General features: G+C 63.5%; 14 protein-coding genes and 1 riboswitch. Of the genes, 11 read left to right on the plus strand and 3 right to left on the minus strand.

Translation table 11 applies throughout. From position 1 onward, the window contains the following. Positions 1 to 190 precede the first annotated feature (190 nt). The 6 genes from EHW12_RS05145 to epsC all read left to right on the plus strand — a co-directional run bounded on the left by EHW12_RS05145 (position 191) and on the right by epsC (position 6,701). On the plus strand, positions 191 to 1,087 hold the full coding sequence (locus EHW12_RS05145; protein WP_125050354.1) for a GTPase domain-containing protein: 897 nt from the start codon (positions 191 to 193) through the stop codon (positions 1,085 to 1,087). Beyond that, positions 1,080 to 2,420, plus strand: a complete 1,341-nt coding sequence (locus tag EHW12_RS05150) for a hypothetical protein (protein WP_241199106.1) — start codon at positions 1,080 to 1,082, stop codon at positions 2,418 to 2,420. The genes EHW12_RS05145 and EHW12_RS05150 overlap by 8 nt, the downstream gene beginning before the upstream one ends. 134 nt (positions 2,421 to 2,554) lie before the next feature. Then, on the plus strand, positions 2,555 to 2,893 hold the full coding sequence (locus EHW12_RS05155; RefSeq protein WP_063314962.1) for a DUF6802 family protein: 339 nt from the start codon (positions 2,555 to 2,557) through the stop codon (positions 2,891 to 2,893). A gap of 277 nt (positions 2,894 to 3,170) precedes the next feature. Beyond that, positions 3,171 to 5,000 carry a phosphoenolpyruvate carboxykinase (GTP) gene (locus EHW12_RS05160; RefSeq protein WP_003945806.1) on the plus strand — a complete coding sequence of 610 codons (1,830 nt, stop codon included), beginning with the start codon at positions 3,171 to 3,173 and terminating at the stop codon, positions 4,998 to 5,000. A 181-nt stretch (positions 5,001 to 5,181) separates the two neighbouring features. Next, positions 5,182 to 6,117 carry a cysteine synthase A gene (gene cysK / locus EHW12_RS05165; RefSeq protein WP_003945916.1) on the plus strand — a complete coding sequence of 312 codons (936 nt, stop codon included), beginning with the start codon at positions 5,182 to 5,184 and terminating at the stop codon, positions 6,115 to 6,117. 5 nt (positions 6,118 to 6,122) lie between these two features. Continuing rightward, entirely contained in the window at positions 6,123 to 6,701 is a 579-nt protein-coding gene (epsC, locus tag EHW12_RS05170) for a serine O-acetyltransferase EpsC (RefSeq protein WP_003945907.1), read from the plus strand. A 58-nt stretch (positions 6,702 to 6,759) separates the two neighbouring features. Here epsC and EHW12_RS05175 read toward each other — a convergent pair whose 3' ends face one another. From EHW12_RS05175 to EHW12_RS05185, 3 genes are read right to left on the minus strand one after another with little or no spacing between them, the layout of a single operon-like run. Then, the gene (locus EHW12_RS05175) at positions 6,760 to 7,062 is read right to left on the minus strand and encodes a hypothetical protein (RefSeq protein ID WP_063314961.1); all 303 of its coding nucleotides are present in this window, start codon (positions 7,060 to 7,062) and stop codon (positions 6,760 to 6,762) included. Positions 7,063 to 7,090: 28 nt separating this feature from the next. Then, on the minus strand, positions 7,091 to 8,038 hold the full coding sequence (locus EHW12_RS05180; protein ID WP_070162145.1) for a cation diffusion facilitator family transporter: 948 nt from the start codon (positions 8,036 to 8,038) through the stop codon (positions 7,091 to 7,093). 10 nt (positions 8,039 to 8,048) lie between these two features. After that, complete coding sequence (locus tag EHW12_RS05185; RefSeq protein WP_007734503.1) at positions 8,049 to 8,987, minus strand: alpha/beta hydrolase; 939 nt, start codon at positions 8,985 to 8,987, stop codon at positions 8,049 to 8,051. 52 nt (positions 8,988 to 9,039) lie between these two features. Between EHW12_RS05185 and EHW12_RS05190 the strand changes: the two genes are divergently transcribed. From EHW12_RS05190 to EHW12_RS05210, 5 genes are all read left to right on the plus strand, one after another. Continuing rightward, positions 9,040 to 9,648 (plus strand): TetR/AcrR family transcriptional regulator, encoded by a 609-nt coding sequence (locus tag EHW12_RS05190; RefSeq protein ID WP_073511967.1) that lies wholly within the window; start codon positions 9,040 to 9,042, stop codon positions 9,646 to 9,648. Between the two features lie 16 nt (positions 9,649 to 9,664). Further along, positions 9,665 to 9,802: riboswitch (cobalamin riboswitch) on the plus strand. A 115-nt stretch (positions 9,803 to 9,917) separates the two neighbouring features. Continuing rightward, the gene (locus EHW12_RS05195) at positions 9,918 to 10,925 is read left to right on the plus strand and encodes an iron ABC transporter permease (protein WP_075832326.1); all 1,008 of its coding nucleotides are present in this window, start codon (positions 9,918 to 9,920) and stop codon (positions 10,923 to 10,925) included. Further along, positions 10,922 to 11,740 (plus strand): ABC transporter ATP-binding protein, encoded by an 819-nt coding sequence (locus EHW12_RS05200; protein WP_070162149.1) that lies wholly within the window; start codon positions 10,922 to 10,924, stop codon positions 11,738 to 11,740. Before EHW12_RS05195 ends, EHW12_RS05200 begins: the two co-directional genes overlap by 4 nt. After that, positions 11,737 to 12,798, plus strand: a complete 1,062-nt coding sequence (locus EHW12_RS05205) for an ABC transporter substrate-binding protein (protein ID WP_125050355.1) — start codon at positions 11,737 to 11,739, stop codon at positions 12,796 to 12,798. Before EHW12_RS05200 ends, EHW12_RS05205 begins: the two co-directional genes overlap by 4 nt. After that, positions 12,795 to 13,496 (plus strand): (2Fe-2S) ferredoxin domain-containing protein, encoded by a 702-nt coding sequence (locus EHW12_RS05210; RefSeq protein WP_125050356.1) that lies wholly within the window; start codon positions 12,795 to 12,797, stop codon positions 13,494 to 13,496. Before EHW12_RS05205 ends, EHW12_RS05210 begins: the two co-directional genes overlap by 4 nt. Positions 13,497 to 13,768 lie beyond the last annotated feature (272 nt).

Raw genomic sequence — 13,768 nt, forward strand, 5'->3', positions numbered from 1 at the left:
TTAGCGCAGACGGGTCTGAAGTTTGAGTTGAGACTTTCCACGGAAAGTCCTGAAACCGTCGACTTCGGACTGTCGGCGAAAGGGCGGTGTCACCTGCCGTCCTTGCCGAGAACCTGACAGAATCTCACCGACACGATGGGGACGTGGGGTGGGGATGAACACAGGATTTGCATGCAGTAATTGGTCACGAATGTTGCCCGCAGAATCGATCGACGACGCCTGCGTGGAGCCGATCGATCAGTTGCGCGCTCTGGCATATCGGCTGACATCGATCGATTCGGGAGCCGCCGAGGCGGTTCACTCGGTGCTCGGATCGCTGACAGCGCCGCTCGAATTGGTGGTCGCCGGGCGAGCCGGGGTGGGGCGGTCGTCGTTGGCGCGGATCCTGGGGCGCGACGACCGGTTCTCGCGCAGAGTTGTCGGCGCACCGGTTGTGGTGACCGAGTCGAGGGCATTCGATGTCCCTGGAACGTCGAACCCCGATCTGGGTCGTCGTTGCGTTGTCTACGTGGTGGTCGACGCGGTCCGCGACGTCGACGGCCGAGCCATTGCTCGAGTTTCCGATCGTGTGGTCGTCGCTGCGAACAAGGCTGACTTGTTCGGTCCGCGCTGGGACGAGGCGCTGGGACGGGCGGCGGAAATCTCGGAGAACGTCGGCGTGCCCACGGTTCCGGTGGAGACACTGACCGGGCGCGGCGTCGAAGAGTTGTTCGCGGCTCTCGGACCTGTTCTGGAGGCGCAGTGGTGGGGCCGGGTCGAGCAGATCGGCCCGGCGCTGAGGCGATCTGCCTCGCGCAGCGCTGCGGGCAGGGACGAGATCGAGTTGTATCTGAGTTCGGACTCCGCGGTGTTGTTCGGCGCTGCGGCGGCGATGATGAGCCCCGAAATTCGAGCCCTGCGTCAAGGCGAGCCTCCCGATCCTCGTACCGCTGACGACGCGGGCACGTGCAGCCGGTGGTGGAGCGAGCTTGTGGACGAGTCGGAACAGTTTCCGCAACAACGGGTCTCACTGATTCGACGCGGGTATGTGCGTCGGTGGGCGCAGCTCGGAGGCGATCGCTCTGCCCCGGCGGTGACCGATGAATAGCGTTTCGGTACTTCCGGATTCGGTGCTGCGCGTGGTGCAGCGATGGAATCCGGCATCCGATCCGGGTCGCCGGGTCGCCGCCGAAACATCCAGTGGCACTCGCATTTACGTTGTCGGCCCACCGAGGTGTGGACGGGAAGACGTCGCCCGGATGTTCAATGCTTCTGATGACTGTTCGACAGTGACACGCGAGGTGGACGCCGACGTCGTACTTCTGGTCGTCGACGCCGCCAGTGTGATCGGACGCGAGGATCTCCTTCTCCTCGGCGACGCTGCGGCGAGCGGAACCCCGGTGGTGGTGGCGCTGACCCGCGTCGACGTCTATCGAGACTGGCAGGCGGTGCGCCGGCGTGATGCCCAGATTCTCGCGTCGCACTGCACCGCTTTTGCTCAGGCTCCGGTGGTCCCGATTGCGCCTGGTCAGGAGCAGTCACTCGTTGCGGTCGTGAGCCGGGCGGCACGGGAGAGGGAAGCAGGTGGTTCGGATTCCGGAGTCATCGCACAGACGCGCCGGATGATCGAGATGGAGATCCGGAATCTACGTGACAGTGTTCCTGGTGCCGAATTGCGGGCCGAGCGATCGCAGCTGCTCACAGATCGTGACGGCCGACGAGGCGAACGCCTGGTGCAGGTGCGAAGCCGACTGCAACGAGCGCGCGGGGATCTGTCACAACAAATCGCCGAGGCAACCCGGGCGGCGGTCGCCGGGGCACGTGCCTGGGTCGACACGGCCTCGCGAGCCGAATTGGGCAGCGTGCCGACGCGACTGCAGCACGAGGTCGACCATCACACCCGGGTGTTCGACGCCGCGATGGCGGCAGCGGTGGAATCTGCGGGGACGAACGGATACATGCCTTCCCCGCAGATTCCGGAGGGCCTGCCGGGCCGTCAGCGCGGAAACGAGGACCGGGTGACAATTCTTGTCGGCGCGTCCGCGGGTCTCGGCCTCGGCCGTATCGCAGTGACTCCGCTGGAAATGATTCCGGCCTTGGAGTTCGCAAGTATCCCCGTGACGTTGATTCTGGGTGGCGCCGCGGCGTGGTGGTTGGCGCGAACTCGCGGGCTGACGGCCGATCGTGCCCACTCCAGGTCGTGGATCGTCGAATCGATGTCGGCGGTTCGCGCTCAGTGGGAGCAGCGAGTGCAGAGCGTGCTGCTCGAGGCCGAGGCGGATCTGGGAGCGGCGATCATGGCGGAGAGTCGCGAGCAGTTGGCGTCGGCGCAGGCTCGAATCGTGGAGATCGACGGTGAACTTCGTGAGCTCGCCGCGGCCAGATCGGGTCAGCTCGCGTCGTGCGAGCGCGACCTCGCCGTTTTGGACGCCGCCTACTGATCATTCCGCGAGTGCAGAGTTCTGCACAGTGCCGCAATTTCGGCCACGACTGATCGTCGGGGTCTGGTAATACTGAGCGGACGGTTTCGGTAGGGGTTGCCGAAGCGGTAGGTCACCATCCAGTAGGGGGAGTAATGGAAGCATTTCTGATCACGGCCGGACACATCGACGGGCACGAAGCCGAAGCGCTCGATCCTGGGCGTATCGAGCCCGAGACCTTCGGGCCCGCGTCGGGACCGGTCGATGCCGGCGATCTGAACTTCGACGCCTTCGACTTGGACGGTGACGGAACGGTCGACAGCCGTGTCGTCCACTCCGACGACGCCGTCGTGATCGTGTCCGATTTCGATCGCGACGGTAGCGCCGATCGCCTCACGATGATCGAGTCGGACGGCGACTACTCGGCCTGGGAATGCAGTCGAGACGACGAAGGCGCCCTCGTGTGGCAGAAAATCGATGCCGGAGCGCTCTGAAAAGCTTCCGTTTATGTGCTCTGAGCGCCGGGTAGGCACCTGAACACACCAACTGAATCGTTTCTGTGACATTTCTGACCGCACCCGATTACCTGCAGGTGAACAGCCAGCGTTAACCTCAATACATAGGACACCCGGCGTCCGTGAAATCCACGTGAGTGGATGACGCGGCTGGACCCCGTCGAGAGGGGGACACCGGGATCGACTGGTATCGGGGCGCTGCAGTTCGCATCCGGTGTCACGAGAACCCGGTTCCGGCTCACCCCAGGAGAGTTTGATGACCTCAGCGACCATTCCCGGTCTCAATGGAACTGACGGCACGCCCCCCACGCAGCACAAGGAACTGCTTGCGTGGGTGCAAGAGGTTGCCGAACTCACCCAGCCTGATCGCGTCGTCTTCGCAGACGGCTCGGACGAAGAATGGGACCGACTGACAACGAAGTTGGTCGAGGCAGGAACCTTCACCCGCCTCAACGACGAGAAGAAGCCGAACTCTTTCCTCGGCAACTCCGATCCGTCCGATGTCGCGCGAGTCGAATCGCGTACGTACATCTGCTCGAAGGAAGAAATCGACGCAGGTCCCACCAACAACTGGATGGACCCGGCGGAGATGCGCACCCTCATGGGTGACCTGTACCGCGGTTGCATGCGTGGACGCACCATGTACGTCGTGCCGTTCTGCATGGGCCCCCTCGACGCCGAGGACCCGAAGCTGGGCGTCGAGCTCACCGATTCCGAGTACGTCGTCGTCTCCATGCGCGTCATGACCCGCATGGGCAGCAAGGTTCTCGACAAGCTCGGCACCGACGGATTCTTCGTCAAGGCGCTGCACTCGCTGGGCGCTCCGCTGGCCGAAGGCCAGGAAGACGTCGCGTGGCCGTGCAACGACACCAAGTACATCACCCACTTCCCCGAGGATCGTGAGATCTGGAGCTTCGGTTCCGGCTACGGCGGAAACGCTCTCCTGGGCAAGAAGTGCTACTCGCTGCGTATCGCCTCGGCAATGGCGCACGACGAGGGCTGGCTGGCCGAGCACATGCTCATCCTCAAGCTCATCTCGCCCGAGGACAAGGCCTACTACATCGCGGCGGCATTCCCCTCCGCTTGTGGCAAGACCAACCTCGCGATGATCCAGCCGACCATCCCCGGGTGGCGCGCCGAGACCCTCGGTGACGACATCGCCTGGATGCGTTTCGGTGAGGACGGACAGCTGTACGCCGTCAACCCGGAATTCGGTTTCTTCGGCGTGGCTCCCGGCACCAACTGGTCCTCGAACCCCAACGCCATGCGCACCATCGACCAGGGCAACACGGTCTTCACCAACGTCGCTCTGACTGACGACGGTGACGTCTGGTGGGAGGGCCTCGAAGGCGACCCGCAGCACCTGATCGACTGGAAGGGCAACGAGTGGACGCCCGAGTCGGGCACCCATGCGGCTCATCCCAACTCGCGTTACTGCACCCCGATGTCGCAGTGCCCGATCATGGCTCCCGAGTGGGACGACCCGAAGGGCGTGCCGATCTCGGCAATCCTGTTCGGCGGACGCCGCAAGACGACGGTTCCGCTGGTCACCGAGGCTCGCGACTGGCAGCACGGCGTCTTCATGGGTGCAACGGTCGGCTCCGAGCAGACCGCAGCAGCCGAAGGCCAGGTCGGTACGGTTCGCCGCGATCCGATGGCGATGCTGCCGTTCCTCGGCTACAACGTCGGTGACTACTTCCAGCACTGGATCGACCTCGGCAAGTCCGCGGACGCGTCCAAGCTCCCCAAGGTCTTCTACGTCAACTGGTTCCGCCGCGGCGACGACGGACGCTTCCTGTGGCCAGGCTTCGGCGAGAACTCTCGCGTCCTGAAGTGGATCGTCGAGCGCATCGAGCACAAGGCTGCCGGCATCGACACCCCGATCGGCGTCGTTCCCACCGGATCGGCACTCGACATCGAAGGCCTGGACGTGTCGGACGCAGACATCACCGAGGCCCTCGCGGTCAACATCGACGAGTGGAAGGCCGAGATCCCGCTCATCGAAGAGTGGTTCGACTTCGTCGGCGAGAAGCTGCCGACCGGCATTCGTGACGAGTTCGAAGCTCTGAAGCAGCGGTTGGCCTGATAAACCGCCCCCGTATGTAGTGGCCTGATGCCGCATTGGTTCAATTTGATGAACCGATGCGGCATCGGTCGTCTGTATGCCCTTGCCTGTAGCCGTTAAGCAGTTCAGCCGTTATGCAGTTCAGCCGTAAAGCAGTGATCAGCGAGCGGGTCGACACACTCGATCCTCAGGAGGACCAGATATGAGCGGGATCTACAACAACGTGACCGAATTGGTCGGGCGCACCCCGATCGTGCGGCTCAACCGTCTGACCGAGGGCCTGGACGCACAGGTCGCCGTCAAGCTCGAGTTCTACAACCCGGCCAACAGCGTCAAGGACCGGATCGGCGTGGCGATTATCGACGCCGCCGAGAAGTCCGGAGCACTCAAGCCCGGTGGCACCATCGTCGAGGGAACCAGCGGTAACACGGGTATCGCACTCGCCATGGTCGGTGCTGCTCGCGGCTACAAGGTCATCCTGACCATGCCCGAGACCATGTCCACCGAGCGTCGCGTGATGCTGCGTGCTTACGGCGCCGAGATCGTGCTGACCCCGGGATCCGAGGGCATGGCCGGTGCGGTCGCCAAGGCCAAGGAAATCGTCGAGCAGACCGAGAACGCTGTCTCGGCCAGCCAGTTCGCGAACCCGGCCAACCCGGCCATCCACGAGGCAACGACGGGCGAAGAGGTCTGGGCCGACACCGACGGCGCCGTCGACATCTTCGTGTCCGGCATCGGCACCGGCGGCACTATCACCGGCGTCGGACGCACCCTTCGCAAGTACAAGCCCGAGGTCAAGATCGTGGGCGTCGAGCCCATCGACTCACCGATCCTCAACGGTGGCCAGCCCGGCCCCCACAAGATCCAGGGAATCGGCGCGAACTTCGTGCCCGACGTCCTCGATCGCGAGATCTACGACGAGATCATCGACGTCTCGTTCCCCGATTCCATCGAGGTCGCTCGCGCACTCGGCACCAAAGAAGGCATCCTGGGCGGCATCTCGTCCGGCGCCATCGTCTGGGCAGCACTCGAGTTGGCGAAGCGTCCGGAAAACGCCGGCAAGCTGATCGTGGCTGTCGTGTGTGACTTCGGCGAGCGTTACATCTCCACCCCGCTGTTCGAACACATCCGGGACTGAGACTTGTGAGTATCCTCGGGACAATTCGCGAGGACCTGCAGGCTGCGCGCGGTCAGGATCCTGCCGCGCGCAGCAATGTGGAGAACGCGCTCGTTTATTCAGGGCTGCATGCTATTTGGGCGCATCGGGTTGCACATCGCATGTGGGCCGTCCCTGCGCTACGCGGCCCGGCGCGAGTGCTCTCGCAGCTGACACGCTTCGTCACCGGCATCGAGATTCATCCCGGTGCCACCATCGGTCGACGGTTCTTCATCGACCACGGCATGGGCGTCGTGATCGGGGAGACGGCCGAGGTCGGTAACGACGTGATGCTCTATCACGGCGTCACTCTCGGTGGTCGCTCGCTCGAACAGGTCAAACGTCACCCGACGCTGGGTGATCGGGTAACCGTCGGCGCTGGTGCCAAGATCCTCGGACCTGTCGTCATCGGTGAAGGTAGCGCTATCGGCGCCAATGCCGTTGTCACCAGAGATGTTCCGGCCGAATCCATCGCGACGGGTATCCCGGCGGTGGCGCGGCCACGGACCACCAAGGAAAAACTGGTGGACCCGAACAGCTACATCGATCCGGCGATGTACATCTGAAGCACTCCTTCTTCGATGGCCACCCTCGTGTAGACGGCGGGTGGCCGTCGGCGTCTGTTCAGGCTCGCGTCAGGTGCCACCCGCGACGTCCCAGTACGACGGCCGTCGCAGCGCCCAATGCTGCTCCGATCAAGGGATAGCAGGCCAGGACGAGCCAGCGCGGTCCGTCTAAGGGTTCGTAGGCGGTGGCTATTGTCGACTCGTAGTCCCGAGCCATCTGCACGTCCCGGAACGGTACGTAGGAACCCTGATAGACGATGGTCTCGTCAGGGCTGGTCATCACGTCGATCAGACTGCCCACCAGGGGAATTCCCCCGACTACAAATCCCAGAACCGCCAGAATCACGATCAGTGTGCGCATCGCCCGAGCCTATCGCCCGGCCGGAAGTTCAGACTGTGATCGACGGTTCTTCGGGGGTCGAGAGGGTCAGGATCGCCCGCACGACACGTGGGCTCTGCTCGAGTGAGCGCTCGAGTTCGCGCAACGTGTGGGCCACACGGGATTCCGCGTAGTCACCGACCAGGTCGACGCTGGCCACCAGGTAGACCTGTCGCGGCCCGAGGTATTCCATACGCAGGAACGTGATTCGGTTGATCTCGGGCAGTTGGGTGAGAGCTTCGACGGCTGCTGCCCGCAGCGTCGGTGAGGCCTCTTCGCCGACCAGGAAGCGGCGGTTCCGATCTATCAGAATGATTGCGATGACCCCGAGGAGAATGCCGACGAAGATGGAGCCGAGGGCGTCGGGGATCGGCGAACCGGTGACCTGGTGCAACAGAACACCGACGAACGCGATGACCAAACCGATAAGTGCCGCAGCATCTTCGGCGAACACGGCCCGAGTCGTCGGGTCGGATGTGTTGAGTGCCTGGGTCATGACGTCGCGGTTCACGGCGGACGCTTCGTGTCGGAGTTGTTTGTACGCCTGCCGGAACGAGATGCCTTCGAGGATGAACGAGACGCCGAGGACGGCGTAGGCGACACCGAAGTCGGACGCCGGTTCGGAATGGAACAGTTCCTGGATGCCATGGGTGATCGAGACACCCGCGCCGAGTGCAAACAGTCCGAGGGCGGCGAACATCGACCAGATGTAGGCCTCCCGGCCGTAGCCGAGTGGCTGGTCTCGGTCGGGAACCCTTTTCGAGCGGCGGTTCGCGATCAGCAGCAGCACTTCGTTGCCGGTATCGGCCCAGGAGTGGGTGGCCTCTGCGACCATCGATGCAGATCCGGTGACGATGGCGGCCGCCGTCTTGGCACCGGCGATCAGCGCGTTCGCCGCAAACGCCAGTACGACTGTCGTGGTGCTCTCGTCGGCCGATGCTTCCGTTTCGGTGCTCACGATTCTCAGGCTAGGCGGGTGACGACGGTTTCGTGCGGTGACGCTCGGCGACGGAGTGCAGCAGTGTGGCGACGGCGTCGTGGAACTGCGTCAGGCCCGGCTCTTCGACGGGAAAGTGCCCGCACCCGTCCAGCATCACGAATTCGGTGGGTGCGTTGATGCGGCGGAGGAACTGCAGGCTCAGTTCGGGTGGCGTCCATCGGTCGTCGGCCGGGTGGGTGAGCAGAACGGGCGTCGTCCGAAATGCTTCGGGTGCGGTGTGCTCGAACGAGAAGTAGCTGCTGAGGAATCCGAGTGGCACCCGAACACCGCCACCGCGCGGATCGGTTGCGCACAGCGTTGCGAGCTCCCGATTGCTGCTCATGTTCGCCACGTCGGCGACCCAACGGATGGGCACGCGGATACGGCCCACCAGTCGTTCGGTGCGCCGCATCAGGGGAGCGCCGTAGACACCCATCGGGCCGAACCGCGCCGCGGCAGCTCTGGCCGATGGATCCGAGGGATCGAGCAGGCAGGTAGCGACGACGGCGTCGGCCAGACCGGTCCGCGCGGCTACCTCGTAGGCCAGCAGACCGCCGATGCTGGCTCCCAACAACACCAGCGGCCGATCGTCGGCTGCCTTCTCGGCCCGGACGAGATCGCAGAGGAGATCGACCCACTGCTCGTACCGGACGCCGGCGGGATCGGCTACGACGGTGTCGCCGTACAGCGGAAGGTCAGGGAAGAGGACTTCGGCTCCGAGTTTCACGCCGATCCCGGCGAACGGCCACAACGCGCCCGAGTAGCCGCCGGCGCCGTGGATGCCGAGAACACGAACCGGCGCGTCTGGAACCACGGCCCGTGCGACGTGGACGGTGTTGCCGTTCCACTCCCACCACGTCGGGGTCGGCGCCGGCATGTGGTCGGTGTACCGGTCGGGCATAAACTTCGAGTAATCGGCGCTGGTCACCTACACAATTCTCGGTATCGGCGTCGCGGCTGACAACTCGCATCGGAGGACCGTGTCGACTCGGCGGAAAAGGCCCTCCCAGCAGCGCTCGAGGGCTACCTACGACGCGATCCTGGAGGCAGCTACTCGCGTTTTCGCTTCGGAAGCCATGGCAGCGACCACCAACCGGATCGCTGACGAAGCAGGGGTGTCGGTGGGCTCGCTCTACCAGTATTTCGGCGACAAGTACGAGATCCTCTCGGAGTTGGCGAACCGTCACGTGAGTGCTGCGCGGGAGAGTTTTGCGCTCTGCCATGCGGACATCGTCGAGCGTGAGCTCACCCCGGACGAGGCCGTCCGGATGTTGGTGGAGTGCGCGGTCGAAGTGAACAGTAAGCCACGAGAGTTCTTTCACCTGCTCTACGATCAGGTTCCGCGTACGCGCGAGCTCATCGAGCAGGTCGAAAAAATGAATCGGCAACTGGTACTGGGTTTTTCGGAGTACTTGCAGAGCCGCGGTTTCAGTGCGGACGATGCGTTGCTGACGTCGCGGCTGACTGTGACTGCCGTGGACAGCCAGGTGCATCGGGTTGTGCTGGAATCGGATTCACCCGAAGAACTTCGAGTGCGAACGGAAGCCGTCGTACGGCACGCGAGATCGATGATCGGGTCGCAATCTTGATCCGGTGTGCGGAATGGTGACCACAGTCCGTTATGGTTCTGACGTCATCATCGAGGTAATGGGAAGTCGGTGCAATTCCGGCGCGGTCCCGCCACTGTGAGGTCGTCCCTGCGTCGACCGTAGCCAGATACCACCCTCGTTGACGTTGTGTCATGCCACGAGGATGGATCGGTCACACCATGAATGCTGTTGGCGGAGCTCTGTCTCCACCTACCCACCTGCTTTCGCCGAAGGCTGGTGCGCCGCGAGGACGGCTCAGTCCGGGTATCGTGCTGCCCGCTCTGCTGGTCGTCGCCGTGCTCTCTGCTGTGTGCGCGTTGGCATTCGGATCCGAGATGCTCCCCGTGTCCACTGTGGTGGACGTGGTGCACTCGCGCTTCGGAGGCCCACCCGTCACGCGTTCCGAACTTGCGATCGTGTGGGGGATCAGAGCACCTCGGGTACTGCTCGGTCTGGCCGTCGGCGCTGGTCTTGCCGTCGCCGGCGCGGTGGTGCAAACCCTCGTCCGTAACGCTCTTGCCGATCCCCACCTGCTGGGAGTGTCGTCCGGCGCGAGTGTCGGTGCCACCGCCGTCATCACCACCGGACTGTTCGCCGGCGCGGGAGTGTGGGCGCTCAGTTTCGGCGCGATGATCGGGGCGTTGGGAGCTGCGATTCTCGTCTTCACCATCGCGACGCTGCAAGGCGGTATCACTCCACTGCGATTGGTTCTGACCGGCACCGTTACCGCATCCGCCCTGTCGGCGATCGCGAGTTTTCTGGTGCTGCGTACCAATGATTCCCAGGCCGCGCAGTCCGTATTGTTCTGGCTCCTGGGAAGTTTGGCCGGGGCATCCTGGGACAAGTTGTGGGCGCCGGTCATCGTTGTGTTCCTGCTGACGGCAGCGGTGTTCGCCCTGCACGGTTGGCTGGATGCGCTGGCGGCCGGACCGGACGTCGCGGCTTCGCTCGGTATTCCCGTCCGAACCCTGCGAAACGTGCTGTTCGGCGTGCTGGCAGCGTTGGTCGGCACGATGGTTGCAGTGTCCGGCGCGATTGCCTTCGTAGGCTTGGTCATACCGCACGTCACACGCATGCTCGTCGGAGCCAGACATCGAGTGGTGTTACCGGCGGCAGCACTGATCGGCGCGTCCTTCCTGGTGTGGGTCGACGTCGTGGCGCGGACCTCGTTGCGGCCGACCGAGATCCCGCTGAGCGTGGTGACCGGGGTGATCGGGGCCCCGCTGTTTCTCCTGCTTCTCGGCCGTCGGCGCTACCGATTCGGTGGCAGTTCGTGAGCGCCCGAGCCCTGGCGCTGACCGCGTCCGGAGTAGTTGTCCGCATCGACCGTCGAACCATCGTCAAAGGCGTCGACATCGCGGCCGACGCCGGCGCAGTGGTCGGCGTGGTTGGTCCGAACGGCTCGGGCAAGTCGACGTTCTTGCGTGCTCTCGCCGGTCTCGGGCCGATCGCCGGCGGTGACATTCGTGTCGGCGGCGACTCCGTGCACGCGATGTCCGCGCGGTCGAGGGCCAAAGCCATTTCCTTTGTGGCGCAGGAAGAGCAGAGCCCCGCCGATTTGTTGGTTCACGAGTACGTGAGTCTGGGCCGCACACCACATGCAAAGCCCTGGAGCGTCGGTGGAAAGCACGAGAATGCCGTCGTCGATCGTGCTCTGGGCGAGGTCGGAATGATCGAGCACCGGTTCTCTTCGATGGACACGCTTTCCGGCGGTGAGCGTCGGCGGGTGTTTCTCGCCCGAGGTCTCGCGCAGGACGCCGGTGTGCTCATCCTCGACGAGCCGACCAATCATCTCGACATCCGGCATCAACTCGAACTGCTCGATCTGGTCCGGTCGTTGGACCGGACGGTGATCATGGCACTGCACGACCTCGATTTGGCTGCGGCAGTGTGCGATCGGGTGCTCGTGCTCGCGGATGGAGTGGCCAGGGCGTTCGGACATCCATCCGACGTACTCACCACCTCGGTGGTGGCAACTGTTTTCGGCGTCGAGACTTTCGAACTCGTGAACCCCGCGACAGGCCGTTCACACCTCGTATTCGAATCACGAAATTCTCAACCACAACAATCATTTTCGGAGAGTGCACTTTGATACAGGTCAAGACCCGCGCGTCGTTCGGTGCGGTTGTAGCCGCGACAGCGTTGTTGACAGTTGCCGGCTGCTCGGCAACTGCACCGGTGGACGAAGCTGCAGACAAGACTTCGGTGACATTGGAGAACTGCGGGACCGAAAGCACTTTCCAGCTTCCGATCGAGAACGTCGTTGCGACAAGCAATGCGGCCAATATCGGCACCATTCTTCGAGTCGGCGGTTTGGATCGTCTCGCGGCCGTCGTGTTGAACACGAACAACGACGCGGTCATGGAGTCGATGTTCGGCCCTGGAATTGCGGACGTCCCACACCTGGACGGAACGATCACGATGGAGACGATTCTGGGTAAGCAGGCGGACCTGGTGGTCGGCTCCTACAGTGGCTTGTTCAAGGGCGCCTCCGGTGTGACGCCGGAATCGCTGCAGAGCAACAACATCGATGCATATGTGATCTCCGATAGTTGTCGGCAGAGTGCCGCAGCGGATTCCGCGCTCGGCACGATGGGTCCGTGGGATGCCCTTCGTGCGGACGTGACCAATTACGGAAAGCTGTTCGGAACCGAGGACACCGCCGCCGAGGCATTGACCGAATTGGATTCACGTTTGGCACGTCTGGAGTCCGCGCCAGATGCCGCCGACAAGCCGAAGGTGCTGATCTACGACAGCGGTGAAGAAGATCTGTACACCAGCGGAGGCAACGGAGCCCCCAACGGAATCATCGACGTCGCCGGGGGAACCAACGTGTTCGCCGATGTCGACAACACCTGGTTCAAAGCGAGCTGGGAAACCGTGGCGAAGTCCGAACCCGACGTCATCGTGATCATGGACTACAAGAAGAGTGCTGACGAAGTACAGGGCAAGATCGACGCGATCAAGAGCCGAGAAGGCCTGCGTGACCTCGACGCAGTCAAGCAGAACCGTTTCGTCGTACTCCCGCTCGCCATGTTCACCAGTGGGTTCCCCAATATCTACGGCGCGGAACAGTTGCGCGCGAAGATCGAAGAGTTCGGACTCGCTCCGTCGAGCGGGATCGACTGGACAACCGCGCCGTCGGCATGAGCAACAACCGGTGCTCGCGTCGGGTGATTGTCGTACTGCGGCCGACCGTCAGCGGCCTCGACGAGTCGGCCGCGCGACGGATGTTCGACGCTGTTCAGGCGGGCACCGACGCCGACGTTCGCGTTGCGTACCTCGATGTCTCCTCGCCGAGCCTTCACGAGGAACTCGATCGAGCCCATGTCGATGACGTCGACAAGGTCGTGTTGATTCCAGTTGCGGTGCCGAGGGATCGGTACCTGCTCACGTGGACAAGCAAGGCGGTTGCGAACTGGCGCGAAACCCGGATCGGTGCCGAACTGGAAGTGTCGCTCCACGAATCGGAAACGCTCGAAGGTGCCGTGGCCGCGCAGGTGATCGATGAACTCGGCGCGGCCGGAAAGCCGATCACTGCCAGTCCGGCGTCGTATCGCAGTCCGGCGTGGTCCGTGATCGAGCAGCACGATAGGCATCTGTTGGTGTGCAAGGGCCCTCGCTGTATGGCGTACGGAGCAGGACCGTTGCACCGGGCGATGAGCGCGGCGGCCAAAGGCACTTCGGCAAAGGTGACCGGAACCGGTTGTCTGAGCCCGTGCAACCTGGGCCCGTTGGTGATCGCGAACCCCGGTGGCACCTGGTTCGGTCATGTGGACGCCGGTGACGCTGAAGCATTGGTCGCAGGTCAGGAGAATCAATTGGAGGATCACGTTCTGGACCGGTAGATACAGGTCGGCGAAACAGAGAACCCGCTGAGCGCGAAGTGCGCTCAGCGGGTTCTGTTGTCCTGTCTCAGGAACCGAAGGGAAGGGTTCCCGGCGGGATCTGGTATCCACTGCTGCCGACGGAGGCGCTGCCCCAGAGTGCGAGGAAAGCGTTGATGGCGTTGGTGAGCATATGAATGTCCTTTGTGAGATGACTGATTCGTTTTCGACGGTACCGGGTGGATCTGTGGATTCGCTGGGAGTTGGCACCCATTTCATGGGGCTGGCACCCG

The organism is Rhodococcus sp. NJ-530, from assembly GCF_003860625.1.
GTDB lineage: Bacteria > Actinomycetota > Actinomycetes > Mycobacteriales > Mycobacteriaceae > Rhodococcus_F > Rhodococcus_F qingshengii.